16 protein-coding genes and 1 pseudogene are annotated in these 18,547 nt (G+C 41.6%); 6 read left to right on the top strand and 11 right to left on the bottom strand.

Features of this window, described 5'->3' with window-relative positions; all coding sequences use genetic code 11:
* Window positions 1–216: 216 nt before the first annotated feature.
* Window positions 217–642 (top strand): universal stress protein, encoded by a 426-nt coding sequence (locus tag FD723_RS25290; RefSeq protein WP_179067822.1) that lies wholly within the window; start codon window positions 217–219, stop codon window positions 640–642.
* A 291-nt stretch (window positions 643–933) separates the two neighbouring features.
* On the opposite strand, the gene FD723_RS25285 is transcribed toward FD723_RS25290, so the two are convergent.
* Window positions 934–1,320, bottom strand: coding sequence for a hypothetical protein (locus FD723_RS25285; protein ID WP_179069284.1), 387 nt, complete (start codon window positions 1,318–1,320; stop codon window positions 934–936).
* Window positions 1,321–1,512: 192 nt separating this feature from the next.
* Here FD723_RS25285 and hslO point away from each other — a divergent pair, with 192 nt between their 5' ends.
* The 4 genes and pseudogenes from hslO to FD723_RS25270 form a co-directional block, all read left to right on the top strand.
* Window positions 1,513–2,418 carry an Hsp33 family molecular chaperone HslO gene (gene hslO, locus FD723_RS25280; protein WP_179069283.1) on the top strand — a complete coding sequence of 302 codons (906 nt, stop codon included), beginning with the start codon at window positions 1,513–1,515 and terminating at the stop codon, window positions 2,416–2,418.
* A 154-nt stretch (window positions 2,419–2,572) separates the two neighbouring features.
* Window positions 2,573–4,642: a chromosome segregation ATPase gene (locus tag FD723_RS25275; protein ID WP_179067821.1), complete on the top strand. Its 2,070-nt coding sequence runs from the start codon at window positions 2,573–2,575 to the stop codon at window positions 4,640–4,642.
* 339 nt (window positions 4,643–4,981) lie between these two features.
* Entirely contained in the window at window positions 4,982–5,257 is a 276-nt protein-coding gene (locus FD723_RS44205) for a hypothetical protein (protein ID WP_372743768.1), read from the top strand.
* Window positions 5,173–5,766 (top strand): annotated as a pseudogene (locus FD723_RS25270) (transposase); the annotation flags it as partial. The gene FD723_RS44205 and the pseudogene FD723_RS25270, both read left to right, overlap by 85 nt.
* A 182-nt stretch (window positions 5,767–5,948) precedes the next feature.
* On the opposite strand, the gene FD723_RS25265 reads toward FD723_RS25270, so the two are convergent.
* The 4 genes from FD723_RS25265 to FD723_RS25255 all read right to left on the bottom strand — a co-directional run bounded on the left by FD723_RS25265 (window position 5,949) and on the right by FD723_RS25255 (window position 10,392).
* Window positions 5,949–6,827 (bottom strand): NAD(P)-dependent oxidoreductase, encoded by an 879-nt coding sequence (locus FD723_RS25265; RefSeq protein ID WP_179067820.1) that lies wholly within the window; start codon window positions 6,825–6,827, stop codon window positions 5,949–5,951.
* A 13-nt stretch (window positions 6,828–6,840) separates the two neighbouring features.
* Window positions 6,841–6,966, bottom strand: coding sequence for a hypothetical protein (locus tag FD723_RS43045; protein WP_256874923.1), 126 nt, complete (start codon window positions 6,964–6,966; stop codon window positions 6,841–6,843).
* A gap of 294 nt (window positions 6,967–7,260) precedes the next feature.
* On the bottom strand, window positions 7,261–8,448 hold the full coding sequence (locus FD723_RS25260; RefSeq protein WP_179067819.1) for a class I SAM-dependent methyltransferase: 1,188 nt from the start codon (window positions 8,446–8,448) through the stop codon (window positions 7,261–7,263).
* Window positions 8,449–8,652: 204 nt separating this feature from the next.
* Window positions 8,653–10,392 (bottom strand): Dyp-type peroxidase, encoded by a 1,740-nt coding sequence (locus FD723_RS25255; protein WP_179067818.1) that lies wholly within the window; start codon window positions 10,390–10,392, stop codon window positions 8,653–8,655.
* 312 nt (window positions 10,393–10,704) lie between these two features.
* On the opposite strand from FD723_RS25255, the gene FD723_RS25250 reads away from it, so the two are divergent.
* The gene (locus FD723_RS25250) at window positions 10,705–10,938 is read left to right on the top strand and encodes a hypothetical protein (RefSeq protein ID WP_179067817.1); all 234 of its coding nucleotides are present in this window, start codon (window positions 10,705–10,707) and stop codon (window positions 10,936–10,938) included.
* Window positions 10,939–10,967: 29 nt separating this feature from the next.
* Here the strand turns inward: FD723_RS25250 and FD723_RS25245 are convergent, their stop codons facing one another.
* The 6 genes from FD723_RS25245 to FD723_RS25220 form a co-directional block, all read right to left on the bottom strand.
* Window positions 10,968–11,357: a VOC family protein gene (locus FD723_RS25245; RefSeq protein WP_179067816.1), complete on the bottom strand. Its 390-nt coding sequence runs from the start codon at window positions 11,355–11,357 to the stop codon at window positions 10,968–10,970.
* Between the two features lie 39 nt (window positions 11,358–11,396).
* Complete coding sequence (locus tag FD723_RS25240) at window positions 11,397–11,933, bottom strand: GAF domain-containing protein (protein ID WP_179067815.1); 537 nt, start codon at window positions 11,931–11,933, stop codon at window positions 11,397–11,399.
* A 607-nt stretch (window positions 11,934–12,540) separates the two neighbouring features.
* Window positions 12,541–13,023: an IS982 family transposase gene (locus FD723_RS43040; protein ID WP_256874922.1), complete on the bottom strand. Its 483-nt coding sequence runs from the start codon at window positions 13,021–13,023 to the stop codon at window positions 12,541–12,543.
* A 594-nt stretch (window positions 13,024–13,617) separates the two neighbouring features.
* Window positions 13,618–14,802 carry an NAD(P)H-quinone oxidoreductase subunit H gene (locus tag FD723_RS25230; RefSeq protein WP_179067814.1) on the bottom strand — a complete coding sequence of 395 codons (1,185 nt, stop codon included), beginning with the start codon at window positions 14,800–14,802 and terminating at the stop codon, window positions 13,618–13,620.
* 382 nt (window positions 14,803–15,184) lie between these two features.
* The gene (locus tag FD723_RS44200; protein ID WP_372743822.1) at window positions 15,185–15,259 is read right to left on the bottom strand and encodes a hypothetical protein; all 75 of its coding nucleotides are present in this window, start codon (window positions 15,257–15,259) and stop codon (window positions 15,185–15,187) included.
* Window positions 15,260–15,328: 69 nt separating this feature from the next.
* Window positions 15,329–17,875 carry a proteasome protein gene (locus tag FD723_RS25220; protein ID WP_179067813.1) on the bottom strand — a complete coding sequence of 849 codons (2,547 nt, stop codon included), beginning with the start codon at window positions 17,873–17,875 and terminating at the stop codon, window positions 15,329–15,331.
* Window positions 17,876–18,547: the final 672 nt, after the last annotated feature.

The raw sequence follows: 18,547 nt of genomic DNA, 5'->3' as shown, positions 1-18,547 counted from the left end.
CAGAAGTGCTAAGTACCTCGGCTTAGAGTAACCCCATAGATAAATCTAGGGGATTGAAGTAAGGACGTATTAAATATACCTACGCATCTCGAAATCAAATATTCTTAAATCTCAAATATATATAATAATTAGCAAATAAAAATTGGTTTAGTGTCGCCGCCGCCGGATTTTGCTAGATACTTATGTAAGAGGTCTACTCTTTAGGAGGCGAGAGCGGTGCTAAATAGTATTTTGGTAGCTCTGAACGGTTCGGAAATTTCAGAACGAGTAATTCAGACTTTAGATAATTTGGCTTTATCAAAAGATGCCAAGGTTATTCTTTGTCACGTGTTTCCCACACCAGAGTCAGAAATGGAACTACCTGCTGATCGTCCTCAGCCAGAGTCGCCAACATTTTCTTATTTTCAGGTTGAAAAACAACTGCAATCCTATCAAGAAAAGTTATCAATCACAAGTGAGTTAGAACTAGTAACTGGTGATCCTGCTGAAGAAATTATTCGTCTTGCCAATATTTATAAAACTGAGTTGATTATAATTGGCAGTCGGGGGTTGATGGGGATGAAGCGAATTGTTCAGGGTTCTGTCAGCAGTCAAGTTGTAGAAGAGGCTAATTGTTCAGTGTTAGTCGTAAAACCAAGATAAAAATTTATTAGGGGAAGCAAACTCTCAAACTTTTCCACACTTAGAATTGACAGATTAGAATTGACAGATGAACAAGTTTTGACAACCGATTCTTAAAAATTGTTCTCTGTTTTTCTGTGGCGAGATCAATTACTTTTAAACCGCAGATTCACAAAGCAGGACACCTGCATAGGAAGGTTTCCCGACTTGAGCAAAGTGTCCGTGGTACAGAGAGAAAAAAAGATTTTTTCAGTTACCTTGAAAGAGCTAATCCTAGAGACAAGGAAAATCCCCCTTCTACGTTCAGTCGATTTAACGCCCTTGAGTTGCCAAAAACTGACGTAAGCTTAACAAACTCAGGGTTTGACCCAAATTTAAGGGCAAAATTGAAATTCCTTCCAAGCGGGACTGTACCCAACCTTCTCCCCAATACCATTCGTGGAACCCATCAATACCTCCACTGAGTATCAAGCGGAGACAGTTGGATTTGACAATGTTTACTTGATGATGAATCGCCACTGGCCCAGTCCAGGTTGTAAACTGGAATCCGGGAAGCAGTTCTTCTGGCATACCTGGCGCAAAGCGTTGCCCTAACAGCCATTTTTCTAGTTGCACTGGATGCAGCAGACTGTTACGAATTGCATCTGTTGATGCTTCGATTTCGATCCGCAGTTGGCTTTGTTGAAAATTACCCAGCATTTTTATCAGATTACCTAAAGATGAGACATCGCTATTTCTAATATTGCAAATAGTTTTAGTCATTAGTCCTTTGTAAATAACTAATGACCAATGACAGCCGTTTATTTGCGTAGCACCCTACTAAGTTACTTTTCTCGCAGCAGAGAACTTAGAATAGAGAAAGTGAACTTGTTAAGAAATGTAAGGTTATTCATGGCGGATCAGTTAATTCGTGCAACAGCAGCCGAAGGTGGAATTCGTGCCGTAGGTGTGATCACCACACGTTTAACAGAAGAAGTACGGCAGCGCCACAAGCTTTCTTATGTGGCAACGGCAGCACTAGGCCGGACTATGGCGGCAGGCTTGTTAATGGCTTCTAGTATGAAGCGAACTGGATCGAGAGTTAATGTTCGCGTAAAGGGCGATGGGCCTTTGGGTGGGATATTGGTAGATGCCGGCTTAGATGGTACTGTACGCGGATACGTGGGCAATCCATCTGTAGAATTGCCTCCTAATGCCAAAGGTAAGTTAGATGTTGGTGGTGCAGTGGGTGGTGGCTACCTCTACGTTGTGCGGGATATCGGTTATGGTTATCCTTACTCTAGTACTGTAGAACTAGTTTCTGGCGAAATTGGTGATGATGTAGCTCATTATCTGGTGAATTCCGAACAAACACCTTCGGCTTTAGTTTTAGGTGTGTTTGTGGGAGCAGCAGGAGTAACTGCGGCTGGAGGATTACTGATACAAATATTACCTAAAGCCGCCAGAGACGAAGCTCTAGTAGAAATTTTGGAATCACGGGTTGCCGGTCTAGCAGGATTTACGCCATTGTTGCAAGCTGGGAAGACTTTACCGGAAATCTTTGGCGACTTGTTGGGAGATATGGGGCTGGAAATCTTTTCCGAACGGCAAATGCTGCGCTTCCACTGTGGTTGCTCTTTTGATCGCGTTTTGGGGGCACTGAAGATTTTGGGAGAAGCTGAACTGCAAGATATGATTATTAAAGATAATGGTGCTGAAGCAACTTGCGACTTTTGCGGTAATGTCTACCAGGCAAGCAACGATCAGTTAGCTCAACTAATTGCCGATTTGCAAGCTGAATCTGCTATTTCAGGATAAAGTATAAAATAGCACTGATTTTTTAGATTGATAATGGTACTCTGTGGAGAGAGATAATCAAAAAAGTAGCTTTTTAATCATGAGAAAGTTACTATGTCAACAATGGAATTATCGACCTAAAACAGAGCGCTATTCAATTATTTTGGTGTGAGAGATGACAGAGCGGGATATTCCAGACAGTTGGTCTTCAGCCAGTGGAAGAGAGCCAGATCAAAACAAAAGATTATCCCGAACAGAGCAATTCGGTGAAACTCAGCCATTTGATGCCCCTGCTACTGGTTCTAACTCCAAGTCAGTGAAGCGGCGAAAAAAAAACCATAAGAAAGGATTACCTATAGATAGTAATTCAAAAGAAACTACCCAACTCAGTAATAATTCTGGGAAATGGCCACGCTGGATGAAAAGCTGGACATTGTGGCTAGTACTATTAATGTTGATTCCCGGCAGTGTAGGATTCTTGGCAATGGCAATGCTGTTCAAATTGCCAGCTGCTCCTAATTGCCCCTCGATTTTCTGGCCTCTAGCTAGTGCTTCTGTGCGGTTACACTGCGCTCAGTTGGCGGCTTCTAAGCAAACAGTTAACGACTTATTGCAAGCGATCGCTCTGGTGAAGCAACTACCACAAAATCACCCGCTGCATGGAGAAATTGATCGTTTCATCGAAGAATGGTCGCGGGATATTTTGAAGCTAGCTGATGAAAGTTTCCAAACTGGGAATTTAGAAGAAGCGATCGCTACTGCTAAGAAAATACCCGAAGATGTGGCAGCTTATAAGTTAGTCGATGAACAAATTGGGAAATGGGAGTTAATTTGGTCAAAGGCAGAAACCACATATAACAGTGCGATCGCTGAAGTAAAGGAACGGCGCTGGCAATCGGCATTCATGTTATCTGCTAAAATGCTGCGCGTAGACAATCAGTATTGGGCGGGTACGAAATACGACCAATTGAATCGTCTAATCGCCACAGCGCGGGAAGATGGCGATAAGTTAGGCAAAGCCGAAAGTTTAGCAAATAGCAAAGTAGTCGATAATTTATTAGAAGCAATTAAGTTAGCTGAGTCCATTGGGCAAGAAAGTTATCTTTACCAAAAAGCTCAACAAGCGATTCCAGCATTTGGACGCCAAATGCTGGAATTGGCAAAGGCAAAACTAGATAAGAAAGATGCGGATGAAGCGCTGAATATTGCTAGGCAAATACCGGAAAGTACGAAACTACAAGGTGAGACCGATGACTTTATTGCCATAGCTGACGCGAAAAGGAGTGCTTGGATAGGTAACGTTTCTGGTTTACAGGCAGCGATCGCTCAAGCACAACAGATTTCTCCTTCCAGACCAGTCTATAACGAGGCGCAGCAACTAATTGCCCGTTGGCAGCTGGAAATTGAAGATGTTGCCAATCTAGAAAAAGCGAGAATATTGGCTAGCCAGGGAACAGTGCCTAATTTAACAGCAGCGATCGCCCAAATACAGTTGATTCCTGCTAGTAATCCCAGGGCCACAGAAGCTAGGCAAGAGATGGATCGGTGGACTGCCCAAATAGAAACAATTGAAGACCAACCTTACTTAGACCGCGCCGAACAGATAGCAATATTCGACGATATTAACTCCTTGCAAGCTGCGATCGCCCAGGCTAGCGAAATTCGTAGAGGTCGTGCATTATATCCAGAAGCACGGAAAAAAATTCGTACTTGGATCGGCAAGATTCAACGAATTCAAGACCAACCCTACTTAGATCAAGCACAAGAACTGGCTCAGAGTGGAAATCTCACCGCCGCCATCAACGCAGCTCAACAAATTGCTTCATCAGGAAGGGCGCTTTCTGGAGACGCACAAGCTGCAATCAATGACTGGGAAGGGCAAATCCGCACTAGAGAAAACTGGAAAAAAGCCCAGCAAGTGGGGGCAGCTGGCACTCCAGAAGCCTTAATTGAGGCAATACGACTAGCGGATCAGGTTTCAAACAATAGCATCTTACGTATGGATGCGAATCAGGCTATTGACCAATGGAGTCAACAATTGTTAGAAATAGCACGCTCTCAAGGTCAGTCTGATATTGCTAGAGGCATTGACATTGCCAAATCGATTCCACGCGGTAGTGCTGCTTATAGTGCAGCGCAAGAGCAAATTAAGGCTTGGCAGGACTTTCTCAATCCTCAGCCGAAACCTCAGCCTCAGCCTGAATCTCTACCATTTCCTCAATCTACTACTACTAATGGGCAGTAACATACAGCATTTTTCATTTGATTGAACCGTAGTAGTCTGTCAATAAATAATTGATGGATAAATTCCTTGTAGAGACGGCGATTTATCGCGCTTCTCTAACCGTCAAAATGAATTTGACAGATTAGTAGTGTATTTATCGAGCTGTAACAGAGCGGAGGCAAAGCCGCTCTGCCTTTCAATACTTTTCGGTTAAGTAGGGGTTGCTGAAAAAAACAAAAGGTGGCAGTATCTAGATTTTCAGACCAAAGAAGTATATTTCGGTGCAAGATTTGAAGGTAAAATAGCCCAAAATCCTTGCATCATACTGCTCAGACTGAAGATAGTGTATCCAAAGTAACTATGTACCGAAAAGAAGAATCAACTCCAATTGCAGTGGAAAAGTTTGAACTTCCATTTGAGGGAAAGTTATCGGAAGATAATCGTTGGGTAATGATGGCTAATTTAATCCCCTGGAAAGAATTTGAATCAGAATATTCTTCATTGTTTTCTCCAGAGATGGGAGCACCCGCAAAATCATTTCGGATGGCATTCCAATTGTCCGAGGAAAAGCGGGTAAAGCCGTGGAATTTGGGGCTAAACTGTCTGCTAGTTGCTTTGATGGATATGCATTTTTAGACCATATTAGTTGGGATAACTTTAATGAATCAGGAGATTTGAAAACACAAGTAGAATCATTTAAAAATTACACTGGGTATTATCCAGAGTCCGTTCATGTTGATAAAATTTATCGGACAAGGGAGAATCGAGCTTGGTGCAAAGAACGAGGTATTAGAATTAGTGGTTCTCCTTTAGGTAGACCTCAGAAGACTATTAGTAAGGAAAAAAAGAAGCAAGCTTTAGAAGACGAAAGGATTCGTAATTCTATTGAGGGAAAGTTTGGACAAGCTAAAAGAAGATTCAGCCTGAATAGAGTGATGGCGAAACTTTCTCATACTTCGGAAACTGTAATTGCTATTACTTTTTTAGTGATGAATCTATCTACTCATCTGTCATGGTTATTTAGCGCTTTTTTGTGTCTATTTTTGAAAACTACATCTTTTTTCCGCTCTAATATTATTAGGGCTTATGATTTTACTATTTACACGCAAGAAAAACTTATGTTTGTTCCTTGCTTGAATAACTAATTAATCCTTCTCTGGCTTTTTTATCACTTTTTCAGCAACCCCTAAGTATTTTTAACTCGGAATCAGTTTTGGGGTAAAGGGTACTGGGTTTGGGTTAAAGGTTTTTTCTTTCCCTTTTCCCTTTTCCCTTTCCCCTTAACCGAGAAGTATTGCTCTGCCTCTCTTCTGTATCTTTGCCTCCTTTAATCCCCGATCGCTTCTCCCCATTCTTTAATTACAGAAAATAGTGATGAGTAATCATCATCGGCAAATGACATTTTTACAGCTGTTTGCAAGATTTGCCGCACTCCTTTAATACTACTGAGATCCAAACTCTGAGATTTCGCTTCTGAGATAAACAATTCTGTATCTTTCAGCAAGTGTTTTGTAGGGAAATTTGGATCGGTATAGTTGCCATCCAACATCCGTTGTAGCTTTTTATCAAAGGTAGGTGCGTAGAGTGGACTATCGCGCAATATTTGCATAAACACATCTACATCCACACCCTGACGCTGGACAAAAGCTAGACTCAGAGCAAAGCTAGTTGTTAGGGAAGCTATTAGTTGATTTAGTGCCAATTTCAGCGCCGCCGCAGATCCCACAGGGCCTATGAGTAAAGGTTCAGTCCCAAAATTTTGGAGTAATTTTAAGTGGCGTTGATATTGTTCTGGCTCGGCTCCTACCATAACACTCAACTTGCCAGCTTTCGCTTCCGGGATACTCCCTAATACAGGTGCTTCTAAATACTCACCACCACCCGCAACAACTGCATCTCTAATTTCCTGGCTTTCTGTGGGAGTAATTGTTCCCATTTGAATGATTGTGCGTCCTTCTAAGGTTTGCCAGGCTGTATCTGAAAGCAACACATTATAAATAGCCGAGGCATTAGTCAGCATGAGAATTACGCACTCAGCAGCGCGAATGGCGTGGCGGGGATGTGTGACAATTTCAACCCCAGCAGCTTGTAGTGGTGCTAATTTTTCTGGGGTGCGATTGTAGGCAACTAGCTGTATATCTGCGGCTAATAACCTTTGAGCCATTGGTAGTCCCATCAGTCCTGTTCCCAGAAATGCCACCTTCATTTTTTAAGTTCCTTTAATGACGTGTTAGCGAGTCTTCTCCCAAAGAGAAACGCCAAGGGCGATCGCGAGTCAGACGCTCGTGCTGTCGAGCGTCACGAGCGTTACAACCATCATGGACATCGCGTTTGTATTGTTTCAAATTAATAGGGAAGCAGTTACTTAAGACTTAAGATACAATCCTAAATCCAAATTTCCCTACTTCCCACTCCTAGTCCCTAACTCTGGCAATCAACCACCAGCGGCAAAAGTCACCATAATTATCACTGAAAGTAAAATACCGGGGGTAAGTAGTGTTGCTAGCATTAACAGGTCGTGGGTAGTCATAATTATTACTTTGGTAGTGTGTTTAACTTTACAGTAATCACTGTTATGCTAGTCTAAATAAGACTGATACGGCATTCTTAAATAGAGTTTTAACTTTTCAAGTTTACATTTACTCTGGCAAGGTCAATCCTTTTAGTGGTTGAGTAATTTCTGTATTCTCCAAACCTTTGCTCTGAATTAGGACTCCAAAGCCGCCTAAGCCTGTGGGATCTATAAGTTGGTGTAGTGCGTCCCGCCGCTGTAGTAATTGTGAGAGAGGTTGCTTTTGAGCGGAAAGGGCCGCAATGCGATCGCCTAACCCCAACGCCATTAAAAATAATCCCTGCTGGATAAAACCAATATTCTCTAAATTACACTTCTCGCCCCAGCGCTCTAAAGCCGTAAAGTCAACATGGGCAGTAATATCTTGCCTACCAATATTAATATAGGGGTTGTCATGGAAACGATGATGGTAATAACACTGTAGTGTTCCTTGCGATCGCCTGGGATTATAGTAACGACTGGCGGGGTAGCCATAATCAATTGTTAACACATAGCCGCGCTGTAAGCGGTCTGCTACTATACTCAACCAGTTTAAAGCAGCTAAATTAATTTCACTACGGTAGCCATCTGGATAAGCACTTTGGGTTAAGTCGATTCCCAGTAAATCTAAATATTCAGCTAGTTGGGGTGTTGAAGGTTCCCCTATGACTTCTACAAATGATGGGTATGGAGCATTGGTTTCTTGCTCATTCGGATCTGTGGTTACATAAATTTCTCGGAGTTTCCCCATTTCTAAGATAAATTGATGCACGGGGAATGCATCTACTAACTCGTTAGAAAAAAAGCAGCCTGCGATCGCATTTGGTGGTATTTCCTCTAAACTACACCAACGCACGGGCAAATCTTGCAAGCGTTGCTGCTGTTCTTCTCTTAGAGTTGGGGACTTTTCAACAATGATGTACTCTAGCGCGGTAAAAAAATCTGGGTAGTGCAGCTGATGATATGTCAGGATATGCAATGCCAGCAATCCTTGACCTGCTCCCATTTCTACCAGAGAAAAGGGTACAGGTTTTCCTAAAATCTCCCACATTTGTAAAAATTGTTCTGCTAATAACTCGCCAAAGTCAGCACAGAGGTTAGGAGAGGTAAAAAAATCACCACCCTGAAAGCCAATTTTGACAGCATCGCTGGAATAGTAGCCATGTTCAGGGTGGTATAGTGCCATGTCCATAAATTCAGCAAAAGTAATTCGCTGCTGTGGACTGGTGGTAATGTGATGAGCGATCGCAGCACACAATGCTGGATTTGAATCCATAAAATTTTAGGTTTGAGATTTGGGGAGTAGAGAAAATTAATGAATTATGAATGATGCAAAACAAAATTCATAATTCAAAATTTCTCTAGCGGTCTACAAACCCCATAATATCGACCACTGTGCTATGAGCGCTGGCATTTATTGACAGACAAAATTTGAGAAGTTTGCGGTTCCATGCGATCGCCCAGCGACATCATGAAATCGTTATTTTGTCAATACTTCCTTCAAAGCAGAAATCGACGGTGCAAAGAAGTAGCCGCCACCAGTAGGAATTACCCAATCTTCAGGTGCAGTTAACTCCTTGGTTCGAGGTTTACCTTGGTCATCCTCAAGGTGGATGTAGAATTTGCGTGTGCGATCGCCATTTGGTTTGTTATTTTCACTTTGACCAATAATTGGATCGTGACCAAGAGTTAATTCCCCTTCAAACTCGTGGCCGGTAGCCGCCTCCTCACTGAACTTTGCATTGTTAACCCAATTCTGGGTTACAAACTCAAACTGGTCTACAATCGATGTCTGATAAGCCAAAAAGTGAAGACCACGGTCAACAAACTTCTCATCTTGTAGTGGATTGTTCGGCGTCGAAGCAGACACCGGGCCATAAGGAATACCGCGACGGAGTAAGCGGTGTGTTTGAGTGGTCACTTCACTGCGGTCAATCTCTTCGGGACCAGGGCCTCCACCTCCTGGTGTTTTGTCATTACGTGGATAAGTCTTGCGGGTATGGGCAATAAAGGGACAGCGCAGACCCGTTGCATCCTTGGAAGGTGGAACTACGTCGTTTTTGAAGAAATAATCCTTCGGTGGATCATCACCGTTGAATTCAAAATCATTGTTCGCATCGTCATTATCACCCAATTGTGGGGCATCTTTTTCGGGTGTGCGGACAGTGGGAGCGCCACTAGGCCAGCGACCAATTAGTTTTGCGCTCACCTTTCGCGGGTCAGTGTTTAGCTCGGCAGCATTTTTGTGTAAGAAATGGTGGAATTTGTATACATCTTGACGCAATCGGCGGAATACAAGGTAAGAGCCATCATTCGCCCAGTGTAGTCCTGCTGATACAACCTGACCTTTGCTATCTTCCAACGTTTTAGCATCATTGTTTTGACCTTCATAGCCAAAAACAAACTCTCCTGGCCAGAGAAGATCCTGTCCTGGTTTGCCCTGATTTTTATTCTCTGGGTTCTGCCGAGGAGTGAGAAGTTCTTTCGGATTATCAGCAACCCGGCCACGAATACCAGGTTGTGATATTCCATCCAGGTTGCCGAAATGCTCATGTCCAGTCAGAGGTGCAGGTAAGTTGGCTCCTTCTTCTAAGAAGGTAATTCTGGCTCCACTGCTCTTAGACTTGCCTTCATCGTCTGTAAATACCACAATGCTTTCTAAGATCCGCGATACTTCTGTCAACAAATCCGCGCGATCGTCGCTGGCAATGATGAAAACCACATCAGTTTTACCATTATCCGGCCCACCCACGACCCAGCCAATAGGTTTACCATCCTTGTCCACCGGGTCGTTCAAATCAACAGCGCGTGCTGCTAGCCCAGCTTTAAAGGAATCATCCGTAAATGAGTCGGCATCATTGGTTAGTTTCTTCAGTCCCTCAAAGGAGAAAGCTATATTGACCCAGGTTGCCTTAACAGCACCTTCGCGGCCTCGTCGTTTTCTGGCAGACTTGAATAGGCGGTTGAAGGCAATCACTTCTGAGGCGGTGGCAATGGAGTCGATCTGTGACTTCAGCCAGTGCTTGAAGGCTTTTGGATTTTCAATTTCCAGGAACAAAAGGGCCTGGTAATCTTTATTGAACCCACCGAGAATGTTGCCTTGAATGTTGTTGACATTGAGAATAGGCTCATTAGGCGCAGCGACGTAGAAGAATTCGTTTGTCTGTTGACCTTCTAACGGATCAGGAGCAGGTGCTTCACGAATGATTTGTTGTGTCATGATCAAAGTCCTGTTGATAGAAAAGCCTATTGGCTATTCCAGAATGGAAAGATGGAATCAGCTATCCCTGATGGGAAGCTGTGTTAACTTATCGGCAGTAGGTAAAATATTTATGCAGCAATTCTATCCATATTTGATGGTTAGGAAGATTGCATTATGTAAATAAATTATACAAATTATAGATAGTGTCAAAAATTGTAGTATGTCGTGAGTTCTAGTAAGAGTTTTGGATGTCTGCCCCAATACAACAGTTCAGATAGAGCAACAAAACCCTTAAGGACTTCCAAATAAAAAAATATTCAATTAACTCTTGTGGGGTGGGCGAAACGAGAGCCTTATGGACTGGGCGCTCATGTTGCCCACCCCACAATATTGCATAATTTATTTCTTGGAGTTCCCTTATATAGAGATGCGATAAATTGCGTCTTCTTTATACCAATAACCCTTAACCCAAAGGTTTTGATTTTCGCCGAAGCGATCGCAATCCTCAGCCCAATTATTGCCTCTATGGAAACTCGCCATACATTACGCTGTATTCATTTTTAATTTTCAATTTTTAATTCCGCTTTGCGGTACTAGCCACTCACCAAAGACACCAGCACGCCATTAGGATCGCGGACACGAGCGAGCGTTTGTCCCCAAGGCTGCGCTTTAGGAGCATCCAATGCTTTTGCACCAGCCCCGATCGCTCTCATGTAAGCACTGCCAACATCAGGAGTGATAAATGATATCTCGATTAATGTCGGTGGTTGTGTGGCATCGTTGGCATGGAAGCCGCCAGGAAATAACTTTTGGGCTTCGCTACTAGAAGAAAAAGCTAGTGTGGTGTTTCCGGTTTCGATTTCAGCCCAGGTAAACTGCCCCCTCTCTTGGAGAGTGCGACGAACCAGACCAAATGCTTTTTCGTAAAACTCAACGGTTTTAACTACATCTTCTACCCAGATGACCGTGAAACCAAATTTCATAATTCTTTCTCCTGATTAGAAAAATCAATGCACAGCAGGTTAACTTTCTAGTATGTAAGGGGCTGTTGCTAGAGTTTGTGCCCCTGTTTGCATCATTTCTATATCTGATGGCGACCAATAATGAGGCCCTTGACAGTGATGTGCTGCTAGCAATCCCCATAATCCTCTCGGAATCAAAATTGGTACAACCAGATTAGCGCGAACCTGCATATTGCGGAGAAAATCTTGATGACAAGATTCGATTGGCTCTAATTCAATATCAGCGATCGCCTTTACCCGTCCTGCCAAGTATAAAGCAGCATACTCGTCATTAAAACAACCATCTGGGCCAGTGGAACCAAGTATTGAAAATTCTTGAGAACTCAAAGATTCAAAAGTCACTTGTCCTTGCCACTGCCCGTAAAAATAATACAACACCACCCGATCAACCTGAAGCGATTCTCTGAGTTGATTGGTTGTTTGCCGCACTAACTCATCGCGCTGCATTGTTTTAACAAGGCGAGCAAGCAATTTTTGCAAACCCTGTTCACGGCGATCGCGGCTATGGTTAAATTCGGAGTGAGGATGAATTTGCACGGTTGTAAAATTATGACTAGGTAAATGCTGCCGGATTTATATAGTAATTTATTAGACTTTATTTAAATACATTGTTGCATTTATAGCAGCACTTCAATTTTAACGGAAGTTAATACTAGTCAACCTGTTCGCTGAATTTAAACGAAATTCTTAAGAAATTATAATTTTTAATTTGCACTAAAAAGAATTTCCAATTATAAATTTAAAGTTAAGAATTTTAGGAATTTGCAAATAATATGCTCAGTTTTTTATAGTTTAAGACAATAAATATAGCAATCTGTACAAACAAGTTTAAGTACCCTCCTTACCTGAGTTCGATATAACAGAAACGCTTAAAAATCAATGATAATCAATACTCTATCAATTAGCAATCCTTATTGAGAATAGATAGTCAAAATAAACTAATCCAAAAACTGCTATTTTGGAAAATTAAGTTAAATAATTTACTTAAATAAAAAGGTGATTAAACTAACAAAGCAGGTAAATTTTCGATTTCATTTTTATCTAGCTTTCAAGAGGGTTTTTTCTCTTGAAAAGTATAAGCGATTAAACCTGCAAGCAGATTAACCATAAAATTTTTGACACTTCTATGACGAGAATGAACAATTTAAGAGATATTTTTTAATTGGTCATTAACAGTTTCAATTAACGACCTTTTGCGTAATATCAGTTTTTCCCAAAAATCAACTAGCTGATTGTTCATATTTTTCTTAAATGGAGTAATTACCTTGATATTATTTGACCAAAGTTCCTGCCATAATTTTTTAGAAATGTATCCTTTGTCCCCAAAAAGATTACCCCATAAGTTTTGAGTTAAGGTTGGAACTGGTACTCGGTCATCTGTATTTCCAGGAGTTATTTGAAAAGCTAATAACTCCCCTTGGTCATTAATGATTAAATGAAGCTTGAACCCAAAATACCAAGCGACAGAACTCTTTCCCCAACCTGACAAGCCTCTAAATACCTTATTTCTTTTCGCTCGGTTTGGATGACAAATTGGAATAGATATACTGTCAATAAAACTAATGCCAGTGATTTGACCATTACGAGAATTTAAGTATAAGATTAAAGGCATTAAAGCATGAGACATTAATTCGATAATTCTGTTATAACTTACTAAACACAAAAATCATTTTTGACAATGTTTTGCCAGATTATCTTGATAATAACTCTTGAAATTTCGATAACTAGAATGATGAAAATAAATTATTATTGTCATGACCTTACTTAAACATAGTTGACTCTTTTTTTGTCTTTGCTGCTTTTGAGATGCAATAACTTTAGACTTAAAATTCTCTTCAAAAATCACACAAAAATCATCTATTTCACAAAACAACTTTTCTAATTCCATTATCCATTCCTATCTCCGAAATAATTACTTTATTCTCAGAGCTTAGGGACAATATTGATTGTTGCTAGTAATATTACTTAAGATTTTTCCCTTGAAAATTTACTTACTAAAGTTGTCAACTAGACATTTTGATCAATAGCTTAAAATTATTGACAATCAGTGAAGCCTAACAAAACCCTGTAACTCTTATCAGTAAAGATTTATAGCCTATTTCCTTACATCGAACTCAGGTAATTCAGAACCACTACAATCGCCAATTTTACCAAAAGCCAAAAAAATAGAGCAGTTGCACTGTCATACAACTGCTCTAAAAAGTACTTAGATAGATATTTTCTATCTATCCACAGACCCCATAATTACGTCAACACTACCGAGAATGACCACAATATCTGCAACCTTCATGCCGCGCAGTAAATGTGGGACAATCTGGAGATTGTTGAAATCTGCGGCGCGAATCTTCCAACGTGCAGGGAAGACGTTATCATCGCCAACTAGATAAATTCCCAATTCACCTTTACCACTTTCTACACGAGAGTAGATTTCACCTTTGGGAATCTTAAAGGTGGGGGAAACTTTTTTGCCGATGAATTGGTAATCAAATGCGTCCCACTCAGATTTTTTACCTGCGGCTAAACGCTTGGCTTCCAGATTTTCGTAAGGGCCGCCAGGAAGTCCTTTAATTGCTTGGCGAATAATCTTCACAGATTCGCGCATTTCCCGCATCCGCACTACGTAACGGGCAAAGCAATCACCGGCAGTTTCCCACTGTACATCCCAGTCGAAATCGTCGTAGCATTCGTAATGGTCAACTTTCCGCAAATCCCATTGCACCCCAGAGGCGCGTAACATTGGGCCAGAAAGTCCCCAGTTAATTGCTTCTTCACGGGTGATAGTCCCAATACCCTCAACACGTCGCCGGAAGATGGGATTATCGGTTACTAAGCGTTCATACTCATCAACTTTGGGTAATAGGTAGTCGCAAAATTCCAGACACTTATCTACCCAACCGTAAGGTAAATCAGCTGCTACTCCACCAACGCGGAAGTAGTTGTTATTTACCATCCGATAGCCTGTAGCAGCTTCCCACAAATCATAAATCATCTCCCGTTCCCGGAACTGGTAGAAGAAGGGAGTTTGAGCGCCTACGTCAGCGAGGAAGGGGCCAAACCACAGCAAATGGTTTGCAATGCGGTTCAACTCCAGCATGATGACGCGGATGTAGCTAGCGCGTTTGGGGACAGCGACACCTGCAAGCTTTTCTGGGGCGTTGACAGTGACGGCTTCGTTGAACATTCCCGCCGCGTAGTCCCAGCGACTAACGTAAGGAACGTACATTACATTAGTGCGGTTCTCAGCAATTTTTTCCATTCCCCGGTGCAAATAGCCGATAACTGGTTCACAGTCAACGACATCCTCGCCATCCAGAGTCATGATTAGCCGCAGAACCCCGTGCATTGAGGGGTGGTGTGGCCCCATGTTTAGCACCATTGGTTCAGTGCGGGTTTCTAGTCTGGTCATAGATTTTGTGTTCTCCGTTCGTGAAAAGATTGAATTCAACCGCGCAGATGCCAACTAGACCCAATTTATCTTGTTTGTCAAGCCAAAGTAAGGGTTTTGCGAGGAGAGATTTGATGTTTAATTTTGTTGCACTTCTTCAACTATTATATGGAATCCCTAATCCCCAGTAACTATTCGCCGCGCGAGCTAAGTTCGGCTTGCCAGCTTTCAAAATTACGCTCAAACTCCTCCACATCTTTAAGTCTTGCGTCTAGCTCACGATTTATGCTGTGGTTAGTTTGTATGATTTCGTCCATCTTGGTGTTTAGCTGAGTCAGGATCGCGAGCAACCTTTCTTGATCCAAAGGTTCAGTAACCTGCCCATCGTTGACCTTAATGTTGGTTATTTAACTTCTACTGATTCAAAGCGATAGCTAGCAGCTTCAGGCGGTGGTTGTTCTACTAACTCGAAAACAATTCTGGGACATGCTTAAAAATTGTATAAAAAATCGCATCACGTCTCACAAAATATCTCTACGTGATCGCGTCATCTCAAATCCAAATCATCTGAGTAAGAAACAGCCGCAGTTTCGGAGATAATCTGCAACCAAGTAGGAATTTGGATCTCAGATGGCAATTCTCCAGCCGCCAAATATCTTAGCAAAGTTTCTTTTTTTGAAAGGTTTTGCAGACTAGGAATAATTTGATCCAAAATACCTTCTAGTTCGGAATTAATTTGCTGATTAACTTCGCTAACATACTGCACAAGATGCAGGCTGGAACTAGCAGTAATTTCATCTCGCAGTCGCAGTACTAAAAGTTGGTGATTGCTCGATCTGGGTAAGCCTTGGCTTTTCTCTGGTGCCCAATCAAAGATTTGACCAACGTTGTGTTTATCGTCTTGACGTGCTAGGGGAAAGATAATTTCGGGTGCAACGGTTTTGTCTTTACTACTGATTTCAGCGATAATTGCTTCTTTCCATTCGTTAGGATCGCATCCTAATAATAATTTGTAAAAGAGATCGGCATCTTCAAAACCAAATTTTTCTTCGATTTCTTGTTCCATTTCTGGGTGGAAAAATGCCTGCAATTGTTCGCGTTCTGGGGCTACATGATTTGATAATTGATTTAATAAATCTACCACGGCTTGATGAATGCGCTCGCGGGCAAAATCTTCTACTTCTTTAACAGTTTTCTCAAATACTGGATAAAAATCATCGCTCTTAGTTGGAAGGGAAGTATTTACGCGGTTTCCCCGATCGAATAATTTCCCCGCTGCACCTTTAGATTCTGCCAGAGCGATCGCTCCATTATTGGCTTTGTTGAAGAGTAAAGTCCACTGGTTCCAATTAAGAATTCTAAAGGTGAGTTCGTCTTTCACTACATCGCTGACAACAACACCGCGCCGATCTTTAAGTGGTTCTTTGCCGATATCTTTTTGGAAATTTCTGTAAATTTTATCTAAGCTTTCGACCACAAAGCGCAACTCGATAAAAGCGGGACTATCGCCTGTGGGGATACCTTGCTCGTGAATTTCATCTATGATGTCTTTCAAGTGATCTTGTTGCTGACTCACCACATCAGCAGCTCTTTTGGTATCTTCATGCAGTTGCTTTAGACCATGAGTAGCTACGTGAGTTTGAATCAATTCCCGCAGCTTACTAAGTCCGCCATCTTGACTAAAATAACCCAACTGTTTGCCCAAATAGCTACGGGTGTTGGATTCTATCAGCCGTTCACTTAATAGCTCCCATTTCTGTTGTAGCCGTTTAGACCGATCTAAATAATCAGGATAATCTAAGTTAGCTAAAAACTCTGGTGAGCCAGCTTTGACTGTAGTAGAACGTTTTGCTAATTCAGCCAGTCCCAACAGTGGCGACAGTAAAACGATGCGGTCTTTTTGGGTTGTAAATGCTGCTGCACCGTCAATGGTAGTTTGCAGAACTTTGAGTTTTTGGAGAACCGTTTCCTCTTCTAAATGGCTATCTTCAATGAGATGGTCAAGTTCTCTTTCGCCACCCTCGCTGTCTAGAGGTAGTTGATCGAAACGGCCCACACCGACGAGAATTAAATCTTTCAGGTCTTGTCCTGGTCGCTGCTGCTGCATCATGGTGAAGATTTTATTGGCGCGATCGCTCCCAGGAGATTTACCATTGAGCAATACCAAAATTGTCTGTACTTCTGCCAATTCTCGCAATGACAAAAAGGTATCCCTAGCCCCGGAATTAGCAGCCCCCAATCCCGGAAAGTCGATGAGAATAAATTTCGCGGCGTCTGCAAAATCCCAAATTTCCCGTGAGATTTTCACATCGATATCGACGCGACGGATCAGTGGGAAACTGTTTTGCAATAACTTTGTTGGTAGCCTCTGGGGTGGACTCGGTAATCTGATGTGTGCTGGCGGTAGATCCTCAAATTTCAGAGTTTGGATTGCCATTGGCTGCTCGACTAGCTGTAGCCCCTCACGGGCAGTCACCGCATCAATCTGGTAGTGCCCACTACACATAACCTCCCCATAAGCTTGATAAGCCCGCAGGAATAATACCAACTCCCTCAGTAAATAACGTAGCTCTAAATTGTTACTGCTATTCCATGCTTCTTCACACCAGCTAATAATATCTGTGCCAGAGTTGAGTTTCGATACTGGTATTGGAGGAAGCCCTGCTGCTGTTGTTCGTTTATTGGCTTCCCCTAGCATGAAGCGTAGACACTCGTGTACTCCCTCATGGGAAAGATACTCTACCGTAAAATTACTTAGTTGCGTCGTTGCGAAATCGTCTTGCGGGATAATATGGATGGCGGTAACATTACCGGTAGTGGGGTTTTCACTGACAGGCAAAGCATCTGCATATCCAATTAGACTGCCTAAAAGTAAAGTTTTTCCACTACTGAATTCCCCCATCACCCCAATTTTTACAGGCGAAGTTGCCAGGTCTACAGTTTTCTGGGCAGCTGAACGCAAACGAAGAAGACAGTCATCAAGACTAGCTGGAACCCAATCTTCTTGTTTAGAAGGGTACTGGGGCACAGAATCTATCTTTCGGAGGATGAATTCGCCGTACTCCTTAAAACGGCCAAGTTTATCTGGTTCCATAAAGTAGTTTCCGCCTAACATTAATTTCTGTGAGCTTTATAACATAAAAAATACGATTATCAGCCATTGTTACAACGTGTTGATATCACATTTAGCATTTCTCTCATTTAATTTGCGATTTTGCTATAGCAATCCTAAATAATTCATGAGATTTGTAAATTCTATTTTTGTTCTCTTTTCCTTGGTAGTTCGTCATCACACAGATTTCTGATAACTCAGATAGGATTGCTATATAAGGAATTTTCAATAGTCAAGACAATTTTGAAAAATTGGATTTTGTTGAGAACAATAAAAAAGAATACATTCGCCATCATCCAGGATTGCGAATAAATAAAGTTGGGTTTTATACCACCAATTTACTAGATATTGCTTAGTAGAGATGTGGTTCTCAACCTCTTTTATACCCCTGATTTTATGGAAGCTAGATCCATCAGCCAGATTCTAATTCATACTGAATTCTTCTTGATGAAAAATCAATATTTATTTTGGATAAAATTCTTCATTATTGTAAATTTCTGATAAAGATGTAAATACTCCACAGAAAATCATATAGTCTCTGTAAAGCTAAATCATGTTTTTGAGTAATGCAATTACATAGCTCAGATGAATTTTTCAGTTATTTAAATCAGAAATAAAGTCAAACAAATTCTCTGAATATAGATAGTTTAAATT

It is taken from the genome of Nostoc sp. C052 (assembly GCF_013393905.1).
In the GTDB taxonomy this organism is placed as follows: domain Bacteria; phylum Cyanobacteriota; class Cyanobacteriia; order Cyanobacteriales; family Nostocaceae; genus Nostoc.
This window is presented reverse-complemented; position numbering and strand designations above follow the sequence as displayed.